The organism is Agrobacterium sp. MCAB5 (genome assembly GCF_052114365.1).
GTDB classification, from domain to species: domain Bacteria; phylum Pseudomonadota; class Alphaproteobacteria; order Rhizobiales; family Rhizobiaceae; genus Agrobacterium; species Agrobacterium tumefaciens.
Window position 1 is genome coordinate 861,541 of record NZ_JBFREP010000001.1, and the last position, 20,796, is coordinate 882,336.

General features: G+C 61.8%; 17 protein-coding genes. 16 read left to right on the forward strand and 1 reads right to left on the reverse strand.

What is annotated here, in order from left to right; translation table 11 throughout:
- The first annotated feature begins 11 nt into the window (after positions 1-11).
- The 14 genes from AB4Z23_RS04285 (at position 12) to AB4Z23_RS04350 (ending at position 16,178) form a co-directional block, all read left to right on the forward strand.
- On the forward strand, positions 12-3,815 hold the full coding sequence (locus tag AB4Z23_RS04285) for a baseplate multidomain protein megatron (RefSeq protein ID WP_421477961.1): 3,804 nt from the start codon (positions 12-14) through the stop codon (positions 3,813-3,815).
- Positions 3,816-3,849: 34 nt separating this feature from the next.
- Complete coding sequence (locus AB4Z23_RS04290) at positions 3,850-4,056, forward strand: hypothetical protein (RefSeq protein WP_003512133.1); 207 nt, start codon at positions 3,850-3,852, stop codon at positions 4,054-4,056.
- Between the two features lie 139 nt (positions 4,057-4,195).
- Positions 4,196-4,450, forward strand: coding sequence for a hypothetical protein (locus AB4Z23_RS04295; RefSeq protein WP_003497070.1), 255 nt, complete (start codon positions 4,196-4,198; stop codon positions 4,448-4,450).
- Between the two features lie 96 nt (positions 4,451-4,546).
- A complete protein-coding gene (locus AB4Z23_RS04300) occupies positions 4,547-5,218 on the forward strand; it encodes a response regulator transcription factor (protein ID WP_003512135.1) in 672 nt (223 codons plus the stop codon).
- On the forward strand, positions 5,208-6,608 hold the full coding sequence (locus AB4Z23_RS04305; RefSeq protein WP_003512137.1) for a sensor histidine kinase: 1,401 nt from the start codon (positions 5,208-5,210) through the stop codon (positions 6,606-6,608). The genes AB4Z23_RS04300 and AB4Z23_RS04305 overlap by 11 nt, the downstream gene beginning before the upstream one ends.
- A gap of 107 nt (positions 6,609-6,715) precedes the next feature.
- Positions 6,716-7,144, forward strand: coding sequence for a membrane protein (locus AB4Z23_RS04310; protein WP_025592860.1), 429 nt, complete (start codon positions 6,716-6,718; stop codon positions 7,142-7,144).
- 143 nt (positions 7,145-7,287) lie between these two features.
- Entirely contained in the window at positions 7,288-8,442 is a 1,155-nt protein-coding gene (gene ccmI, locus AB4Z23_RS04315) for a c-type cytochrome biogenesis protein CcmI (RefSeq protein WP_421477962.1), read from the forward strand.
- The gene (gene ccmE / locus AB4Z23_RS04320; protein ID WP_003512141.1) at positions 8,439-8,951 is read left to right on the forward strand and encodes a cytochrome c maturation protein CcmE; all 513 of its coding nucleotides are present in this window, start codon (positions 8,439-8,441) and stop codon (positions 8,949-8,951) included. The genes ccmI and ccmE overlap by 4 nt, the downstream gene beginning before the upstream one ends.
- Positions 8,948-10,942, forward strand: coding sequence for a heme lyase CcmF/NrfE family subunit (locus tag AB4Z23_RS04325; RefSeq protein WP_003512142.1), 1,995 nt, complete (start codon positions 8,948-8,950; stop codon positions 10,940-10,942). Before ccmE ends, AB4Z23_RS04325 begins: the two co-directional genes overlap by 4 nt.
- Positions 10,939-11,403, forward strand: a complete 465-nt coding sequence (locus tag AB4Z23_RS04330) for a cytochrome c-type biogenesis protein (RefSeq protein WP_025592862.1) — start codon at positions 10,939-10,941, stop codon at positions 11,401-11,403. The genes AB4Z23_RS04325 and AB4Z23_RS04330 overlap by 4 nt, the downstream gene beginning before the upstream one ends.
- A 156-nt stretch (positions 11,404-11,559) precedes the next feature.
- Positions 11,560-13,113 (forward strand): Do family serine endopeptidase, encoded by a 1,554-nt coding sequence (locus AB4Z23_RS04335; RefSeq protein WP_003512147.1) that lies wholly within the window; start codon positions 11,560-11,562, stop codon positions 13,111-13,113.
- A 270-nt stretch (positions 13,114-13,383) separates the two neighbouring features.
- A complete protein-coding gene (locus tag AB4Z23_RS04340) occupies positions 13,384-14,142 on the forward strand; it encodes a response regulator transcription factor (RefSeq protein WP_013635754.1) in 759 nt (252 codons plus the stop codon).
- A gap of 9 nt (positions 14,143-14,151) precedes the next feature.
- Positions 14,152-15,561, forward strand: coding sequence for a sensor histidine kinase (locus AB4Z23_RS04345; RefSeq protein WP_003512151.1), 1,410 nt, complete (start codon positions 14,152-14,154; stop codon positions 15,559-15,561).
- A 191-nt stretch (positions 15,562-15,752) separates the two neighbouring features.
- On the forward strand, positions 15,753-16,178 hold the full coding sequence (locus AB4Z23_RS04350) for a thiol-disulfide oxidoreductase DCC family protein (RefSeq protein WP_065661211.1): 426 nt from the start codon (positions 15,753-15,755) through the stop codon (positions 16,176-16,178).
- 113 nt (positions 16,179-16,291) lie between these two features.
- Here the strand turns inward: AB4Z23_RS04350 and AB4Z23_RS04355 are convergent, their stop codons facing one another.
- Entirely contained in the window at positions 16,292-17,155 is an 864-nt protein-coding gene (locus AB4Z23_RS04355) for a MipA/OmpV family protein (protein ID WP_421477963.1), read from the reverse strand.
- Between the two features lie 323 nt (positions 17,156-17,478).
- Here AB4Z23_RS04355 and AB4Z23_RS04360 point away from each other — a divergent pair, with 323 nt between their 5' ends.
- Together AB4Z23_RS04360 and AB4Z23_RS04365 are read left to right on the forward strand one after the other, a co-directional pair.
- The gene (locus AB4Z23_RS04360; protein ID WP_441360006.1) at positions 17,479-20,448 is read left to right on the forward strand and encodes a bifunctional [glutamine synthetase] adenylyltransferase/[glutamine synthetase]-adenylyl-L-tyrosine phosphorylase; all 2,970 of its coding nucleotides are present in this window, start codon (positions 17,479-17,481) and stop codon (positions 20,446-20,448) included.
- Positions 20,438-20,791, forward strand: a complete 354-nt coding sequence (locus AB4Z23_RS04365) for a hypothetical protein (protein ID WP_421477965.1) — start codon at positions 20,438-20,440, stop codon at positions 20,789-20,791. The genes AB4Z23_RS04360 and AB4Z23_RS04365 overlap by 11 nt, the downstream gene beginning before the upstream one ends.
- The last annotated feature ends 5 nt before the right edge of the window (positions 20,792-20,796 follow it).

Sequence of the window (20,796 nt, forward strand, 5' to 3'; positions counted from 1 at the left end):
TCGAGGCGACCATGGCGACCATTCTCTTTCAGGCGGCGGGTGCAGCACTCGGCGGCGTTTTCGGCCCCGTGGGTGCCATCATCGGCCGCGCGGCTGGCGCGCTGGCGGGCAATGCCGTCGACCGCGCGCTGCTTTCGAACGGGCGGACGGTGTCCGGCGCCCGGCTTTCCACAGCGCGTATTCCGGGTGCGGACGAAGGCGCGGCCGTCAACCGGCTTTACGGCACGGCGAGGATCGGCGGTACGCTGATCTGGGCGACGCGCTTTGAGGAAAGCGTCGAGGTGACGCGTCGTGGCGGCAAGGGCAATCGCGGCCCGAAGGTCGAGTCCTTTCGCTACTTCGCCAATCTCGCCGTCGGGCTGTGCGAGGGCGAGGCGGCCATGGTGCGGCGCGTCTGGGCCGATGGGCGGGAACTGGACCTGAGCGCCATCGAGATGCGCTTTTATCCCGGCAGCGAGACGCAATTACCGGATCCGCTGATCGAGGCAAAACAGGCCGCAGGCAATGCACCCGCCTTTCGCGGGTTGGCCTATGTGGTGTTCGAACGCCTGCCGCTTGACAACTATGGCAACCGCATTCCGCTGATGCAGTTCGAGGTGGTGCGACCGGTCGGCCGGCTGGAAAAAGCCATCCGTGCCATCACCGTCATTCCCGGTGCGACGGAACACGGTTACGCCACGGCGCAGGTTTCGGAACGCACCGGCATGGGCGAAAGTCGCATCATGAACCGCAATTGCCTGACGGCCTTGACCGACTGGCAGGCCGCGATCGACGAATTGCAGGCGCTGTGCCCCAATCTGCAAAGCGTGGCGCTGGTAGTGAGCTGGTTCGGCACCGACATGCGCGCGGGCGAATGCCGCATTCTGCCGGGTGTGGAAGTGGCGGGTCGCGACAGGGAAAGTGCGGCATGGTCCGTCGCCGGTGTTTCGCGCGGGCAAGCGCATCTCGTCAGCCATCACGGCGGCGGCCCGGCCTATGGTGGCACGCCGGATGATAAAAGCGTTGTGCAGGCGATAGCCGACCTCAAGGCGCGTGGTCTGAAGGTCTGCCTTTATCCATTCCTGATGATGGATGTGCCAGCCGGCAACGGCCTGCCGGACCCCTACGGCAAAGGCGAGCAGGACGCCTATGGCTGGCGCGGACGCATCACCTGTTTTCCGGCGCCGGGCCTGGCAGGTTCGCCCGACCGCAGTGCAGGCACGCGCACGGAGATTTCCACCTTTTGCAACCGCACTGAGGGGTATCGCCGCATGGTGCTGCATTATGCGGCGCTGGTGGCGCAGGCGGGTGGGGTGGATGCCTTCCTGATCGGCTCGGAGCTGCGTGGGCTGACAAGCCTGCGCGACCATAACGACGCCTTTCCTTTCGTGGAGGAACTGGTGCGGCTGGCGGCAGATGTGCGCGCCGTTGTCGGGCCGGCAACGAAACTGACCTATGGCGCGGACTGGAGCGAATATTTCGGCTATCAGCCGGCGGACGGTTCCGGCGACGTGTTCTTCAATCTAGATCCGCTGTGGGCAAGCCCTGATATCGATGCGATCGGCATCGACAACTATATGCCGCTTTCCGACTGGCGCGACGAGGATGCCGCAAACGGCAATCCTGATGGTATGAGCGGCCCGGACGATGCTAACGCCTTCCGTTATGCCATCACGGCGGGCGAGGGTTTCGACTGGTATTACGCCAGCGATGCCGACCGCGCGGCGCGGCGACGCAAGCCCATCACTGATGGTCTCAGGGGCAAGCCGTGGGTATTCCGCTACAAGGACCTGCGAAGCTGGTGGCAGAATGCCCATTTTGACCAAGTGCGCGGTGCAGAGAAGTTGACGCCAACCGCATGGGTGCCAGGGTCGAAACCGATCTGGTTCACCGAACTCGGCTGCCCGGCGGTGGACAAGAGTGCGACGCGCCCGAATGTCTTTCCCGATCCGAAATCGACGGAAAACGCTTATCCCTATTTTTCCCGCAGGAGCCGCGCCGACAGCCAGCAGCGACGGTTTCTGGAGGCGCATCTCGACCACTGGAGGGGGAAGGGGGATGCGGCGATGGTGGATCCGAACCGCGTCTATATGTGGACCTGGGATGCGCGGCCGTTCCCCGCCTTTCCGCAGAACGGCGCGGCCTGGAGCGATGGGGCCAACTGGCGTACCGGCCATTGGCTGAACGGCCGGCTTGGGACTGCCACACTTGCCGATACCATCGCCGCGATCCTGACGGACCATGGATTTTCCGGCTTCGACGTCTCTGCCGTCAGTGGCGATCTGACGGGATATGTGCAGGGCGACGTGACCTCGGCCCGCAACCTCCTGGAGCCGCTGATGTCGGCGTTTCAGGTGGATGTGGCCGAGGACGGCGGAACCCTGCGCTTCCGTTCTCGCAATACGGCGGTTCTGCCCGTGCGTGACGCTGCCGTGCTGGCCGATCTGGACGACGAACCGCTGTGGTCGGAAAATCGCGGCCATGACAGCGATTTCGCCGCAGAGGCCGTGCTGACCTCGTTCAATCCGGCGCTGGACTACGAGCAGGCGAGCGTGCGTTCGCGCCGTATCGACAATGCCGGCAGCCGCGTCATGCGGCTCGACCTGAACGCGGCACTCCCGGCGGAAACAGCGGAAGTCGCGGCTGAGGCCCTGTTGCGTGACAACAGGCAGGCACGGCGCACGCTGCGTTTTGCCCTGCCGCCCGCAGATATCGCTCTGGAACCCGGCGATTGCATTCGTCTCCCGCAGAATGTGTTTTCGGAGGCTCCGGCAGGGAGGTTTCTGGTCAGCCGGATTGAGGACGGTACTGTACGGCAGGTGGAGGCGCGCGCCTTTTCCGCCGCATCCGCTGCTTTTTCGGGCGCTTTGGATGAGCGTCGTGTTGGCGGGGCAAACGGCGCGGAAGGTTTTGCCCCGGAGGTGCTGTTTCTCGACCTGCCGCGCCATGACGGCACAGCGTCTGAAAATTCGGCGCGGATTGCCGTTTTTGCACGGCCATGGCGGCCTATCGTCGTTTCGTCCTCCGCAGGCACGGAAGGCTACCGGCAGCGCGCCGTGCTTGACCGGCCCGCGATGATCGGCACGTTGGCCATGCCGCTGACATCAGGCCCCTCCGGCCGTTTCGACCGGCAAAACACCATCCTGATCGATCTGCCATCCGGCGAGCTTTCCTCGGCCACGGAGCTTTCGGTGCTGAACGGCGAGAACCGCATGGCGGTGAGGGCCGCAAACGGTGTTTGGGAGATCATCGCTTTCGCGCGCGCAGAGGAAATTGCGCCCGCGCGCTGGCGGCTTTCCGCTTTGTTGCGTGGGCTTGGCGGCACGGAAGATGCGTTGGCCATTGGCGCGCCGGTGGGCGCCCCTGTCGTGGTGCTGGACGCGGCGGTGCAGCCGCTCGGTCTTGCCGCGACCGAACGCGGACGGCGGCTGAACTGGATCGCCGAGGCGGCGGGAATGGCGGGCGCCCCCGCCGGTCCTTTTGTCTTCGAGGGTGGCTTGCGGGCTGAAACGCCGCTTGCGCCGGTGCATCTTGCGGCCGAGCGGCGCAGGGACGGCATTTTGCTGCGCTGGGTGCGCCGAGGCCGGATGGAGGCCGATGGCTGGGACGCGAGCGAGATACCGCTGGAAGAGCCGTTCGAGCGTTACCGCGTGGAGGTGCTGGATCGCGAGGCCGTTCGACGCACGGCAGAGGTCTCCGAACCCTTCTGGCTGTACCCCAAAGCGGACGAACTCACAGATTTCCCGACCTTGCGGGATCACATTTCCGTGCGTGTCCGTCAGCTCGGCCGTGCGGTGCCTCTGGGAGTGGCGGCGCACGCCGTTCTCCCACTCTGACAACCACCTGAAAAACAACGCAAAGGACGAGATTATGGAGAGTACCAAGGCATGGTATCAATCGCGCACGATCTGGGGCGCCCTGGTTGCGGTTTTCGCACCGCTTTTCAGCGTCGCTGGTCTTGATCTTCCCGCCGGCCTGCACGGCGAGCTGGCGGAGGGACTGGTGACCGTTGCGGGCGGAATTGGCGGCCTCGTCGCACTTTACGGCCGCCTTTCGGCAACCCGTGCCATCCGCTGACGCCACTTGCGCCCATACCGTCCCCGCCGTGCGTCGTGGCGTCGGGGGCGGCATTCATTTGCCATTCAGACGCTTTGCGCTACATATTCGGTCACAATACGGTTCGAGACGCAGCCGATTTTTTTGGAAGATTTGTGCAATGGCATCACCTCTCATCATCGCGACGCTTGCAGCCGGGCTTTCCGGTTTCACGGCGCCCGAGGCTGATTTGCAGGGCCATTACATTCTGGCTGCAAGCGATTGCGGCGCGGCCGTTGCCCGCGTGGTGCGCGAAACCGGTGGTCAGCTTCTTTCGGTCTATCCCTCCGGTGACGGTCAGTCCTGTGTAGTTACCGTTCTCGTCCAGGGTAATGGCGAGCGCCCGCGCAAGGTAACGATGCGCGTGCCGATGTAGCCTTGCCCGCATCGCCGAAATATCGGAAAACAATCCGAGACAGTTAGCATGACCGGCGACGCGCGCGCGGGCCGGGACGTAAGGAAAGGGCGGATAATGCGTATTCTCGTGGTTGAGGACGATGCCAATCTCAATCGTCAGCTGACCGACGCGCTTAAAGAAGCCGGTTATGTTGTCGATCAGGCATTTGACGGCGAGGAAGGCCATTATCTCGGCGATACCGAACCCTATGACGCGATCGTTCTCGATATCGGCCTGCCGCAGATGGACGGCATCACCGTCGTCGAGAAATGGCGCGCGGCGGGCAAGGCCATGCCGGTCCTCATTCTCACCGCCCGTGACCGCTGGAGCGACAAGGTGGCGGGTATCGATGCCGGTGCCGACGATTACGTGACCAAGCCCTTCCATGTCGAAGAAGTTCTTGCCCGCGTGCGTGCGCTCATCCGCCGCGCCGCTGGCCACGCTTCCTCCGAACTCGTCTGCGGACCGGTCAAGCTCGATACCAAATCCTCCAAGGCAACGGTCAACGGCGTGACGCTGAAGCTCACCTCGCATGAGTTCCGCCTGCTTTCCTATCTCATGCATCACATGGGCGAGGTCGTCTCGCGCACGGAGCTGGTCGAACATATGTACGATCAGGATTTCGACAGGGATTCCAACACGATCGAGGTGTTTGTCGGACGTTTGCGCAAGAAGCTCGGGGTTGATCTGATCGAGACCATCCGTGGCCTCGGTTACCGGATGCAAGCGCCGGCAGATGCGAAGTAGCTCTCTTACCGCCCGCGTTCTTCTTCTCGCCTCGGCCTGGTCGGCGCTGGCGCTGGTGGTCATTGCCGTCGTGATCTCGACGCTCTACCGGCAGGGCGTGGAGCGCAGCTTCACCGATCTTCTGCGGGCGCAGCTTTATAACGTCATTAATTCCGTGACGATTTCGAACGAGAATACGCTGGCCGGCAGCCCGCAGCTCGGCGATCTCCGGTTCTCGCAGCCCGATACCGGCTGGTACTGGGTGGTGGAGCCGCTCGGCAATTTCCAGACGGCACCGCTGGTCTCCTCTTCGCTCGGCGTCGCGTCCTTGCCGGTGCCGAGCATTATCGATGCTCCCTTCGATAACAGATACGAGCGTTTTTATGCCGTGACCGACGAGGCGGGCAACAAGGTGCGGGTGGCGGAAACGGAAGTCGTGCTGGATGGTGAAGGCCGCGCGGCGCGTTTCCGCGTTTCCGGCAACCTCAACGTCGTTGAAGACGATGTGCGCAATTTCTCCAACAGCCTTTATCTGGCGCTCGCCGTCTTCGGTGTCGGCAGTCTGGTCGTCAATGGCCTTGCGATTCTCTACAGTCTGCGGCCGCTCGATCAGGCCCGTCTGGCGCTCGGAAAGATCAGGGGCGGGGAGGCGGAAAGCCTCGAAGGCGAATTCCCGCGCGAAATCCAGCCGTTGGCGAACGAAGTCAATGCGCTGATCGACAGCAACCGGCGCATCGTCGAGCGCGCCCGCATGCAGGTCGGCAATCTCGCACATTCGCTGAAAACGCCGATTGCCGTGCTTCTGAACGAGGCCCGCACGCTGGAGCCGCAGCATGGCGATCTGGTGCGCGCGCAGGCTGACGCCATGCAGGCGCAGGTGCAATCCTATCTTTCCCGCGCCCGCATTGCCGCCCAGCGCGGTTCGATCCTTGCCCGTGTGGAAGCGGAGCCGGCGCTGGAACGGCTCGTGCGCGTCATGCGCCGCCTCAACCCCGACAAGCAGTTCGAGCTGAATTTCGAGCATCCGGGGGCGGTGCTGGGCATGGAACAGCAGGATTTGGAGGAGATCGTCGGCAATCTTCTCGAGAATGCCGCGCGTTTTGCACAGACCAAAGTCGTCGTCACGCTTGCGACCGGCACTCACCCGTCCTCCGACCCCGAAATGGGCCGGCGCTCATGGGTGGAGTTGATCGTGGAGGATGACGGGCCGGGGCTGGAGCCCGGGCAGATAAGCGAAGCGATGAAGCGCGGCAGGCGGCTGGACGAAAGCCGTCCTGGCACCGGCCTCGGATTGTCGATCGTTTCCGAAGTGGTGTCTGAGTACCATGGCCACTTTTCCCTCTCGCGCAGCGGGATAGGTGGCCTGAAAGCCGATCTGATTTTGCCTGGCCTCTCGAAAGAGCTTGCGTGAGGCAAGAAAAAAGGCAAGAAATTCAATGCCGATATATAACGCGCGGTGCGGTAAGGAAAAGAGGACAGGGTTTGGTTGACGTGTATGATGGCTGCCGCTCCGTGACGATGCGTTCGCTGGTGTCACGCCCGGCACTTCTCTCGATCCTGTGCGTATCGATGCTGAGCGCCTGCACCACCACGGGCACCCGCTCGGCCGGTGGCAGTCTGTTCGGCGGTTCGGCACAACCTTCAACGCCGTTCCTTGCCAACATGCAGGGCGGCATTGTCGGACGAAGCGGTCTGCAGCTCGAAAAGGGCGACCGCACCAAAGCGCTCGAGGCCGAATATCGCGCACTGGAAACCGCCCCGGTCGGTACGCCGGTGACATGGACCGGCGACGATGCCAGCGGCCAGGTGGTTGCCAATGCGCCCTATCAGGTGGGCAACCAGAATTGCCGGCAATATTCCCACACGCTGACTGTCGATGAAAAGGAAACCCGGGTTCGCGGTGCGGCCTGCCGCAATGCCGATGGCAGCTGGTCTCCTTTGACGTAAATCAAGGTCATGGACCTTTCCGAGTGACAGGAAGGGCTATAGCGGTGCACCTGGACGCCGGGCGGTGCGGCGTGATGTCTCAAATTCGCGTCATCTCCGCGCTTCATGTTTCCATGTGCCGTGCATTCGAGTAATTGAGCCTTATGTTCTGGATTGTCGTTGCGATATTGACGGCGGCTGTCGCCATCGTCCTGATGTACCCGCTGATGCGGAAGACCGAGGTGTCGCAGACGCGCCGCGACGGCGAGGTTGCAGTCTATCGCGACCAGCTTGCCGAACTGGACCGCGAGCGTGCCGCTGGCCTGATCGGCGAGACGGAGGCGGAATATGCCCGCGCCGAAATCGGCCGCCGGCTGCTTGCCGCAGCCGATACCCGTCAAGACGCTGAAAGCAGCGCCCGGCCGCTGCGGCACAATCTCGCCGTAACCCTGATTACCGTTTTGCTGCCTGCACTTGGCCTCTGTCTTTACATCTGGAAGGGAAGTCCGGAAGTGCCGGACATGCCGCTCGAGGCACGTCTGGAGCAACCCGGTAACGACATGAACCTTCTGGTCGCCCGTGCCGAGCGGCACCTCGCCGAAAACCCCGACGACGGTGCAGGCTGGGATATCCTGGCGCCGATCTATTTCAAGACGATGCGGCTTGGCGATGCCGAGCTTGCCTATCGCAACGCGCTTCGTCTGCAAGGGCCGAGCACGGAACGGCTGACGGGACTTGGCGAAACACTGGTGGCGAGCAATGACGGCATCGTCATCGAGGCTGCGCGTGAGGCCTTTGCCGAAGCCGAGCGGCTGAAACCCGGCAATCCACGCGCCCGCTTTTATCTGGCGCTGTCGCTGGAGCAGGCGGGCAAGGCGCAGGAGGCGCGTGCGGCCTTTGCAGCACTGGCGGCGGATGCACCAGCCGGTGCGCCATGGTTGCCGCTGGTGCGGGAACATATCGCCAGAACCGGCGGCGAGGCAGCGCCCGGCCCGACCGCAGGCGACGTGGCGGCGGCGAAAGACATGACGCCCGCCGACCGGCAGGCGATGATCGAGGGCATGGTGGCGAGCCTCGACGCCAAGCTCAGGGAAAATCCCGGTGATTTCGAAGGCTGGATGCGCCTCGTGCGCGCCTACTCCGTCTTGAACAATGCAGCGAAGGCGGGCGAGGCACTGAGAGCCGGTTTGCAGGTTTTCCCGCCTGAGGGCGAAGAGGGTAAGCAGCTTCTGGCGCTGGCGAAGGAATTGGGAGTTTCCGCCGGACCCGTTCGCATGGACGGGCAAGGGCGCGCGATGCCGCAGGGAGTGACGCAATGACCCGCAAACAGAAACGGCTCGCAATCATCGGCGGCGGCATGAGCTTCATCGTCGCGGCCGTGCTGCTCGTCATGTTCGCCTTCGGCCAGTCCATAGCCTATTTCTACATGCCGGCCGATCTGGAGAAGACGCCGGTCAATCCCGGCACCCGCATCCGCCTAGGTGGGCTGGTGGCGGAAGGCTCCGTCAAGCGCGGGGAGGGCCGCACGGTGAGCTTCACAGTGACTGACGGTGAAGCAAACGTGCCCGTCAGCTATACCGGCATTCTGCCCGATCTTTTCCGCGAGGGGCAGGGCGTGGTGACGGAAGGCGTTTTCGATGCAGCGACCCATGGCTTTGTTGCCGACAGCGTTCTGGCCAAGCATGACGAAAACTACATGCCGAAGGAAGTGGCCGACCGGCTGAAAGACAAGGGCCTGTGGCAGAACACCGGAGAGGGCGGGCAACCTTCCGGCGCAGCGCCTTCTCCTGCGGGGGCTTCAGCCGACAAGACCGGAGCGATAAAATGATCAACGAGATCGGCCACTACGTTCTGGTTCTGGCACTCGCCGTGGGGCTGATCGTCTCGACGCTGCCGGTGATCGGCGCGCGCCGCAACGACCGGGCGCTGATGGATATCGCCTCGCTCGGCTCCGTCGTGATGTTCCTGCTCGTGGCCTTGTCCTTTGCGGCGCTGACGCGGGCCTATGCGGTTTCGGATTTCTCCGTGCGCAACGTCTGGGAAAACTCCCATTCGCTGATGCCGATGCTCTACAAGTTGACCGGCGTCTGGGGCAACCATGAGGGCTCCATGCTGTTGTGGCTGCTGATCCTGGTATTTTTCAGCGCGCTCGTTGCCGTCTTTGGTCGCAACCTGCCGGAAACGCTGAAAGCCAATGTGCTGTCCGTGCAGGCCTGGATTTCCGTCGCGTTCCTGCTGTTCATCCTGCTCACCTCCAATCCGTTCATGCGTCTGGAGCGGGTGCCGGCCGAAGGGCAGGACCTGAACCCTATCCTTCAGGACTTCGGCCTCGCCATACATCCGCCGCTGCTTTATCTCGGTTATGTCGGCTTTTCCGTCTGTTTCTCCTTCGCCGTCGCTGCACTTCTGGAGGGCCGGATCGATGCGGCCTGGGCGCGCTGGGTAAGGCCGTGGACGCTCGCCGCATGGACCTTCCTGACGGCAGGTATCTCCATGGGATCTTATTGGGCCTATTACGAACTCGGCTGGGGCGGCTGGTGGTTCTGGGATCCTGTTGAAAACGCCTCCTTCATGCCATGGCTTGCGGGCACCGCACTGCTGCATTCGGCACTCGTCATGGAAAAGCGCGAAGCGCTGAAAATCTGGACCGTGCTTCTGGCGATCATGACCTTCTCGCTGTCGCTGCTCGGCACCTTCCTCGTGCGCTCCGGCGTCTTGACCTCCGTGCACGCCTTCGCCACCGATCCGAGCCGCGGCATCTTCATTCTCGGCATCCTTACCGTTTTCATCGGCGGAGCTTTCGCGTTGTTCGCATGGCGGGCGCCCTCGCTGAAGGTGGGTGGATTGTTCGCGCCGATCTCACGCGAAGGGGCGCTGGTCCTCAACAATCTGATCCTGACGGTCTCGACCGCAACGGTACTAATCGGCACGCTCTACCCGCTCATTCTCGAAACGCTGACAGGCGAAAAAATCTCGGTCGGCGCGCCGTTCTTCAATCTCACCTTCGGCCTCCTGATGATCCCGGTGTTGATCGTCACGCCCTTCGGGCCGATGCTCGCCTGGAAGCGCGGCGATCTTCTCGGCGCTTTCCAGCGGCTTTATGTGGCGGCCGCCATTGCAGCCCTTGCCGGGCTGACGCTCTGGTACGTGGAGAACGGCGGCCCGGTGCTCGCCGCACTTGGCATCGCAGCCGGTTTCTGGCTGATCTTCGGGGCGCTTGCCGATCTCTGGTATCGGGCCAATTTCGGCAAACTGGCCTTCGGCATCGCTTTTCGACGCCTCAAGGGCCTGCCGCGTTCGGCCTTCGGCGCCGCTCTTGCCCATATGGGGCTTGGCATCACCGTGCTTGGCATCGTCACCGTCACCACCTTCGAGACCGAAACCGTTCTTGAAATGAAGCAGGGCATGGAGGCGAAGGCGGGCGGCTACAGTCTCACCTTCGATGGCATCCGCCATGCCGTCGGCCCTAATTTCACCGAGGATCGTGGCCATTTCACCATACGCAAGGCGGGTGTGGAAGTGGCCGACGTCTGGTCCTCCAAACGGCTCTACACGGCACGGCGAATGCCGACCACGGAAGCGGGCATTTTGACCTTCGGCCTCAGCCAGCTCTACGTCTCGCTCGGTGACCCGATGGCGGATGGCGGCATGGTAGTGCGCATCTGGTGGAAACCCTTCATCCTGTGCATCTGGGGCGGCACGCTGTTCATGATGGCCGGCGGTTTGATATCGCTCTCCGACAGACGGTTGAGGGTGGGCGCACCGAGCCGCAAGGCGAAGCCGGCAAAAACGGCCGCGATGCCGGAGGCGGCGGAATGAGGGAGGTTGTGGCGGGGCTCACGCTCCTTCTCGTTCTCATGTTTACGTCATGGCCGGCCTTCGCCTTCAACCCGGACGAGGTGCTGAAAGACCCCGCACTGGAACAGCGCGCCCGCAATCTCACGTCTCAACTGCGCTGCATGGTCTGTCAGAACCAGTCGATCGATGACAGCAATGCCGAACTGGCACGGGATCTGCGCGTTCTGGTGCGGGACAGGCTGGTGGCAGGCGATAGCGATCAGGCTGTAGTCGACTACGTCGTGTCTCGTTATGGCGAATTCGTGCTGCTGAAACCGCGTTTCAGCCTGCGCACCGCACTTTTGTGGGGCGCGCCCATCGTTCTGGCGCTTGCGGGAATATTCGCCATCCTCGTTTTTTCGCGTCGGCGCGCCACCCAGGAGCGGCCGGAAAAACTGAGCGCGGACGAAGAAGAGAGAATTCGTAATCTCATTGAAAAATAACTGATTTTCATATCCGTCCTCGGTTCTTTTTCAACATTACGGTTTTTTCATTCGTCAGACACTTCGCTGTAAGGTGTCGCCTCCTATATCTTCATCATCCACCGCTTCTCCCCCGGTCAAACGGGTTCCAGTCTGAATGAAGAAAGAAGGTACACCATGTCTCACTCGCAAAACGGACGCTCCTCGCTGAAGACGGTTCTGAAGGCAACGACCGTTGGCGGTCTTGCCGCGCTGATGCTTTCCACAGGCATCGCCGCACCGATCGTTCATTCCTTTGCCGCTCCGGTCGAGGTGACTGCGCCGCAGGTTCCGAGCTTCGCCAATGTGGTCGAGGCGGTTTCGCCCGCCGTCGTCTCCGTTCGCGTCCAGTCGAACGTGCAGCCCGCTTCCGATGATTCCAGCAACTTTTCCTTCAATTTCGGCGGCCGTGGTCTCGACCAGCTGCCGGACGACCATCCCCTGAAGCGCTTCTTCAAGGAATTCGGCGGTCCCAACCAGGACCGTCCCGACCGTGGTCCGAACCGTCACCGTGACGGCAAGGGTCCGCTGCGCCCCGTCGCTCAAGGATCCGGCTTCTTCATCTCCGAAGACGGTTATGTCGTCACCAACAACCACGTTGTCGATGACGGCTCCGCCTACACGGTGGTGATGAATGACGGTACCGAACTCGAAGCCAAGCTCGTTGGCCGTGATCCGCGTACCGATCTGGCGCTGCTGAAGGTCGATGTAAACCGCAAGTTCACCTATGTGCAGTTTGCCGACGATAGCAAGATTCGCGTCGGTGACTGGGTCGTAGCCGTCGGTAACCCCTTCGGCCTCGGCGGCACCGTAACCTCGGGCATCGTTTCTGCCCGTGGCCGCGATATCGGCTCCGGCCCCTATGACGATTACCTGCAGATCGACGCCGCCGTGAACCGCGGCAACTCCGGTGGTCCCGCCTTCAATCTCAACGGTGAAGTCGTTGGCATCAACACCGCGATCTTCTCGCCCTCCGGCGGCAATGTCGGAATTGCTTTCGCCATTCCGTCGTCCGTTGCCAAGGACGTGATCGCCGACCTGCAAAAGGACGGCAAGGTCGAACGCGGCTGGCTCGGCGTGCAGATCCAGCCGGTCAGCAAGGACATTGCCGAGTCGCTTGGTCTTGCCGAAGCGAAGGGCGCGCTCGTCGTCTCGCCGCAGTCCGGTTCGCCGGGCGACAAGGCTGGCATCAAGCAGGGTGACATCATCACTGCCGTCAATGGTGACCCGGTCAAGGATGCCCGCGATCTGTCGCGCCGCATCGGCAGCATGACGCCAAACAGCAAGGTTGAAATCTCGCTCTGGCGCGGCGGCAAGTCGCAGTCGGTCACCGTGACGCTTGGCGATCTCGCAAGCGACGATGCCTCCAAGGCAACGCCGGGCCAGGAAAACGACAGTGGCAGCAAGCCTTCCAGCGCAAAGGTGCTGTCGAGCCTCGGCCTGACGGTTGCGCCCGCTGACGACGGCAACGGCCTTGCCATCACTGATGTCGATCCGGACAGCGACGCCGCTGCCCGTGGCCTGAAGACGGGTGAGAAGATCACCTCCGTCAACAACCAGCAGGTGGCTTCTGCCGCCGATATCGAGAAGGTTCTCGAGCAGGCGAAGAAGGACGGACGCTCCAAGGCGCTGTTCCAGATCCAGACGGACAGCGGCAGCCGCTTCATCGCACTGGATATCGACCAGGGTTGATAATCTGAGATGCGACGCCGGTTCTTCTTCGAGCCGGCGTCGCTCGGGACTGTGTCTCCCCTTGAGGGCGGGACAGAGTATGTGGAACGCGCGTGCCGCTTGTTTCTTCTCCGCTAGGGAGGAGGAGGTCGCGGCAGCGGGATCAAGGGCAAGGCCCGCGATAGACCGCGCCCTTGCCCCCTCATCCGACCCTTCGGGCCATCTTCCCCCCGCCGGGGAGAAGACAAGGACCCACAAAGCCGGTCCAGTCAGCACCGAGGAGGAAATCTCATGGAAAACAAGGTTCAGGAAATGTCCGTCGCATCTGTTTCCGGTTGTGCGGAAAAGGGCGAGGGCGCTATTGTCCCGCACATGAAGATTCTTGTTATTGAAGACGATCTCGAGGCTGCGGCCTATATGACCAAGGCGTTCCGGGAAGTCGGTATCGTTGCCGATCACGCGAGCGATGGTGAAAGCGGCCTGTTCATGGGCTGCGAGAATTCCTATGACGTGATGGTGATCGACCGCATGCTGCCGCGCCGCGACGGACTTTCCGTCATCAGCGAGCTGCGCCGGCGCGGCATCGAGACGCCGGTTCTCATTCTTTCGGCGCTTGGGCAGGTGGACGACCGCGTGACCGGCCTGCGTGCCGGCGGCGATGATTATCTGCCCAAACCCTACGCCTTTTCCGAACTTCTCGCACGCATCGAAGTGCTGGGCCGCCGCAAGGGCAAACCCGAACAGGATATGGTCTACCGTGTCGGCGACCTCGAACTTGACCGGCTGTCCCACGATGTCCGTCGCGGCGGCAAGGAAATTCTGTTGCAGCCGCGTGAGTTCCGCCTGCTGGAATATCTCATGAAGAATGCCGGCCAGGTGGTGACCCGCACCATGCTTCTGGAAAACGTCTGGGATTATCATTTCGACCCGCAGACCAATGTCATCGACGTGCATGTGTCCCGCCTTCGTTCGAAGATCGAAAAGGACTTCGAAAAGCCGCTGCTGAAGACCATTCGCGGCGCGGGTTACATGATGAAGGACGAGGGCTGATTGGCGAAAATGGTCCGCCTCAGAATATTGTTCCGGTCAACAGCGGTGCGCCTTTCTGCGCTTTATATCCTGCTGTTTGCGCTCTGCGCAGCCTTTCTGGTCTTTTATGTCACCGCCCTTTCCGAACGGCTGCTGAACCAGCAGACGCGTGACGCGGTGCTGCAGGAAGTGTCGGATGTGCAGCGCATCTACAATCGCGGCGGCATCAACCCGCTGTTGCGGATGATGGAGCGCCGTGCCCGCCAGCCGGGGGCGAGCCTTTACATCATCGCCGGCCCCAATGGCGAAATCCTTGCAGGCAATGTCGCTTCCGTGCAGCCCGGCGTGTTTGACAAGGAGGGCTGGACGGGTTTCCCCTTCCGTTACGAACGTTATTCCGAAAGCGGCGACAGCGTGCAGCATATGGCGACCGCCAATGTCTTCATGCTGGACAACGGCCTGCGCATCCTGATCGGCCGCGATCTCGGCGAACCCACCAAATTCCGGGCGCTGGTGCGCAATGCGCTGATGGTGGCGCTTGCCATCATGAGCGCCGGTGCGCTGCTCATCTGGTTCGGCATCGGCCGCAATGCCTTGAAACGCATCGACCGCATGTCGGCGGCGACCAAGAAGATCATGGCCGGCGATCTTTCGCAGCGCCTGCCGCAGGGCCGCTCCGGCGACGAGTTCGACCGGCTGTCCGGCTCGCTCAACGCCATGCTCGGCCGTATCGAAAAGCTGAACGAGGGCTTGCGGCAGGTGTCCGACAACATCGCCCACGACCTCAAGACACCGCTGACGCGGCTGCGCAACAAGGCGGCCGCCGCCTTGGATGACAACGACGAGACGAAACGGCGCGCGGCACTCGAAGGCATCATCGCCGAATCCGACCAGTTGATCCGCACCTTCAATGCATTGTTGATGATTTCCCGCGTCGAGGCAGGCTCCATCGCCGCCGAAATGACCGATGTGGACATGTCGGCAATCGCTGCCGACAGTGCCGAACTTTACGAACCGGTGGCCGAGGACGCGGGACTTACGCTTGAGGCCGAGATCGAACCCGGTCTTTCGGTGCAGGGCAACCGTGAGCTGATCGGCCAGGCGCTTTCAAACCTCATCGACAACGCCATGAAATATGCCTGCGAATGCGAGGGCGACAAAAAACTCATCGTGCGTCTGGTGAGCGAACCGGACGCCATCGTGCTGTCCGTCTCCGATAACGGCCCCGGCATCCCCGCCGACAAGCGCGGCGAGGTGCTGAAACGTTTCGTGCGGCTGGACGAAAGTCGCTCCAAACCCGGCACGGGGCTCGGCCTGTCGCTGGTGGAGGCCGTGATGGAATTGCACGGCGGATCGCTCGCGCTGTCGGACACCGACACGACAAATTCCGTCTGCCCGGGCCTGACCGTCTCGATGATCTTTCCCGTTTCGACCCAGTAAGCCGCGCTGTCCAACGCCGCTGACACCAGCACCGGCTGGTCACCGCTATTTGTGCGGAAATTCGTTCACCTCCGAGAAATAATCGTCTCTCGAGATTGAATTGAAAGATGATCGGAAGAATATCTTATAAGGTTCTACAGCTGCACTTTATGAGGGGATCGCATCGCGATCGGCAAAAGGACTTATGATCGATGGCAAACATGGCCCCCTTGGTCGGCGACCACCATGGACCGATCATTCTGTTCGATGCCGAATGTGTGCTGTGTTCCGTGAATGCGCAATTCGTACTGCGGCATGACAAGGCCGGATATTTCCGGCTGGCCTCCATGCAGGGAGCCGTCGGCACGGAAATCTACCGTCGGCACGGAATGGACCCCAAAAATCCGGTCAGCCTGCTCGTCGTCGATGGCGACAGGGTGCGACAGGATAGCGACGGCGTTCTTGCTATCTATGAGGCGCTTGGCATGCCCTGGCGGCTGCTTGGCATGTTGCGCATAATTCCCGCATTTCTGCGCGATCCCGTCTATCGTTTTGTCGCCCGCAATCGCTACCGTTGGTTCGGAAAACGCGCGCAATGCTGGGTGGCGCCGCCGGAATACAGGGACAGGATTCTCTGAACTTAGCGACGATCCTCCGCCCAGGGCAGGCGACAATTTCAGGCGGCGGGACAGACACGTGAAGGCGTTGCGGAGATGGTTACGCATCCCCGCAACGCCACGTCGCCATCGGGTCAGAACGTATAAGCCACGCCAATCATTGCGAAGGGCTGGATGTCCTTCTTGGAGAGCGGGCTGTCCTTGGCATCGCCCAGCAGGAAGCCAACACCGCCGGCGCCGGTGATCGACCAGTTCTCGGTCATAAGATAAGTGAGGGAGGCGCTGGCGTCGATGCGCTTGAAGCCTGCCTTGGCGTCATAGCGGCGCAGGCCGGAACGGGCGGATTGGGCCGAGGTGACGCCGAAATAGGATTTCATGTGCTTGTCGTCCGCCCAGGTGGCGGAGAGGTCCGCGCCAAGGATGAACTGGTCGACTTTGTGCGAAACGCTGGCGCCGACGGTTGCGGTCAACCCTTCGCTGCCGCTGATGGTCTTGTCCACCTTCGCATAGACCTCGAAGGGATCGATGCCATAAGCGATAACACCGCCGACCACGCCGCCCGCCTTGATGTCACCCATTCCGCGAAGATTTTTCTTGTCGTCCTTTTCCTTGCGCCCGGCTTCCCAGCCGCCCTTCACGCCCAGTCTGAAGCCGTTGCTGTTCAGCAGGTTGACGGTGACGCCACTGAAATCGATGCTCAGCGTATCTCCATACTCAACGGAAACCAGGGGAACCGCGCCTGCTTCCAGCTTGTCCGAGCCCTCATATTTGGGAGCGTAGGCAGCACCCACGCCAAGTGTGATTTTCCACTCACTGGAACTGCTGTAGCGGGCATCGTCGAAATTGCCCTGCGGTTCGGCGAACCTGTCCGATTTGCCGAGATCGGCAGCGAGGACGGGCGTGCAGACGGCCTGCGCCAGGGGCAGCGCGGTCAGGCACAACGCCATTGCACGCAGGTTCTTTTGCCATTTCACTGTAAAAATCTGTTTCATGATCATATCCGTTGCAGCATCAAGCGTTGCAAAACCTGGGAGTCGGGTTTCGTTGAGCAGGACGCTACGTGGGCATAATTGCGGAGACATTACGCGAGATTGCCGGCCACGACTGAAATGGCGCTTCCTCAGGCCGGACCTCGGAAAAGATCGGCAAAAACGGTTTTCCTGATCGCAAAGCGCCACGCATTTGTTACAACGCGGAGTGTATGCGCCCGGAAGCTTCGACAATGCGTGGCGGCAGGACGATTTTGCGGGGAGCGATCCTTCCTGAGAATCAGGCACGGTCGAAGCGCAAGGATGGGTCGCTCGGGAGAGGGAGAGAGACAGTGACGAAACGGGAAACCGCTGAAAGGCGGCTGAGCGAGGTTCTGCCGGGAGTTATCCGCCCCTATACGCAGACGGAACTGAAATCCGTTCTCTCCACGCTGAAGGATATCGCCAAGGGCGAGCCAGCTGTGGCCGCGCTTCTTGCCGCCGAAAGCCCGCTGAAGGACTTCATCGCTGCGGCTTTCACGCTGTCGCCCTATCTGCGCGACATGGCCGCGGCGGATGAGGGGCTGCTGACGCTCGCGATTTCGAAGCCGCTGGAGCCACTACTGGCCGATCTCGTCCGTGAAGCGCGCGATTGCTGGAAGCCGGGGCAAGAGGGCGGCGTGCCCGTCGAAAACGAGGTGATGTCGCGCTTGAGGATCGCCAAGCGTCGGCTTTCCTTCGTCGCCGCGCTTGCCGATCTCGCGCGCATCTTCACTGCCCGCGATACCACGCGCTGGCTGAGCGACATGGCGGATGCTTCGCTGTCGGCCGCCATCGACCACCTGCTGCTTGTCGGCCATGAGACCGGCAAGCTCAAACTGAAGAACGTGGCCGCGCCAAGCGAAGGTTCCGGCCTGATCGTGCTTGGCATGGGCAAGCTCGGCGCGCGCGAACTGAACTATTCCTCGGACATCGACGCAGTGGTGTTCTTTGAACCCTCTGCTGGCATTATCGACGATCCCTATGCTGCGACAGAGAATTTCGGCCGCATGATGCGCCGCCTCGTGCGTATCATGCAGGAACGCACGGCAGACGGTTACGTCTTCCGCACCGATTTGAGGCTCCGGCCAGACCCCGGCTCGACACCGCTCGCCATTCCCGTGGAAGCGGCGCTGCTTTATTACGAGGGCAGGGGCCAGAACTGGGAACGCGCCGCCTATATCAAGGCGCGGCCGGTGGCCGGCGATCTGAAGGCCGGCGACAATTTCCTGCGCGAACTGACGCCTTTCATCTTCCGCAAATATCTCGATTACGCGGCGATTGCCGATATTCACTCCATCAAGCGGCAGATCCATGCGCATAAGGGCCATGGCGCGATTGCGGTTAAGGGCCATAACGTCAAGCTCGGACGCGGCGGCATCCGCGAGATCGAGTTCTTCGCGCAGACGCAGCAGCTGATTGCCGGCGGCCGTATGCCGACGCTCAGGGTCCGCGCGACGCAGGAGGCGCTTGCGGCGCTCACCGAAGCGAAATGGATCGATGCCGAAACGCGCGACAGCCTGACTGAAGCCTACTGGTTCCTGCGCGAAGTGGAACACCGCATCCAGATGGTGCGCGACGAGCAGACCCACGTGCTGCCCGACACCGAAACTGAACTGAAGCGTATTGCCTTCATGCTCGGTTTTGAAGATACCAAGGCGTTTTCCGAGAAGCTGGAAAAGGTGCTGCGGCTGGTGGAGCGCCGTTATTCGGCGCTGTTCGAACAGGAGACGAAACTCTCCGGTGAGGCAGGCAATCTGGTCTTCACGGGCCAGAAGGACGATCCAGATACGCTGAAAACCCTCTCAGCACTTGGTTTTCAGCGGCCGGAGGATATTTCCCGCGTCATCCGCACCTGGCACAATGGCCGCTACCGGGCAACGCAATCGGTCGAGGCGCGCGAGCGGCTGACGGAGCTGACGCCGGATCTGCTGCGCGCCTTTGGCGAAAGCAAGCGGGCGGATGAGGCGCTGCTGCGCTTTGATAATTTCCTCTCCGGGCTACCGGCGGGCATCCAGCTCTTCTCGCTGCTCGGCAACAATCAGGCGCTGCTGTCGCTGCTGGTGACGATCATGTCGTCGGCCCCGCGCCTTGCCGAAATCATCGCCGCCCGCCCGCATGTTTTTGACGGCATGCTGGACCCGGCGCTGATGAGCGACGTGCCGACGCGCGAATATCTTGCCCAGCGCATGGGCAATTTCCTTTCCAATGCCCGCCACTACGAGGATATTCTCGACCGGCTCCGTATTTTCGCCGCCGAGCAGCGCTTTCTCATCGGCGTGCGGCTGTTGACAGGCGCGATCCGTGGCGAGATCGCCGCCCGCGCCTTCACCCATCTTGCCGATCTGGTTATTGAAGCGGCCCTGAATGCCGTTCTCTCGGAGATGGAGACGGCACATGGGCCATATCCGGGCGGGCGCGTGGCCGTGATGGGCATGGGCAAGCTCGGCTCCTTCGAACTGACCGCGGGTTCGGATGTCGACCTTATTCTCCTCTACGATTACGACGATGCCGCCCATGAATCGATCGGCGCAAAACCGCTCGATGTGGTGCGTTACTTCACTCGCGTCACCCAAAGGCTGATTGCCGCACTATCGGCGCCCACGGCCGAGGGGGTGCTTTACGAGGTGGACATGCGGCTTCGCCCCTCCGGCAACAAGGGGCCGGTGGCGACGCGCATTTCCGCCTTTGAGAAATACCAGCGCGAGGAAGCCTGGACCTGGGAACATATGGCGCTTTCCCGCGCTCGCCTGATCTGTGGCGAAGCCTCGCTGATGGAAGATGCGCGCGGCATCATCGCCTCGATCCTTTCGCAAAAACGCGATGTGGCGAAGGTTTCTGCTGACGTGCTGGAGATGCGCAGCCTCATCGAGCAGGAGAAGCCGCCGGAGAACATTTGGGACTTCAAGCTCATCAATGGTGGGCTGATCGACCTCGAATTCATCGCCCAATATCTGGCTTTGGTCGGTCCCGCCAGGGGTCTCCAGCCGCACGAACCGGGTCGCAACACGGCAGAGGCATTGCAGGTGCTGGCCGCCCCGGTGATGGAGCAGCAATCCTTCGACGACTGCATGGCGGCGACGGCGCTTTACACCGAGATATCGCAGATCGTGCGGCTGTGCATCGACGGTGCTTTCAATCCGAAGGAAGCGCCTGCCGGTCTTATCGATCTGGTTTGCCGGGCCGGGGATTGCCCGGATATTTCCACGCTGGAGGGCGAGGTGAAGCGGCTGGCGAAGGTTGTCAGGAAGGCGTTTGTGGCAACGGTGAAGAATGGCGGGTGATGGTGGGTGCCGGATAAGAAAGATTCTGGATCGTTTTAGTCTGGGTAAGGCTTGCATTCTGAGCATCGATCCGGCGCGGTTGCCGGACGAGCCGCACGAAGCGGGTTACTACGACGTAGAGTTCGAGCTGGTTGGAGACAGCGGCAACAGTGCCGTTATCATGCAAGGGACAATCGCGTTACCCTCTTTTCGACGAAACGTGACAGGTACGATCACGCGATTTGTTGGAATTTATGTAAATCCGGAACCGGAGGCCAGCGACGGCCTCGTCAATATCATAAGGTTTGGCAAACGCCTTGCCGATAATGATGTCGAGAAAATTCAGGGATTGAAGCGCTTTTGATATAG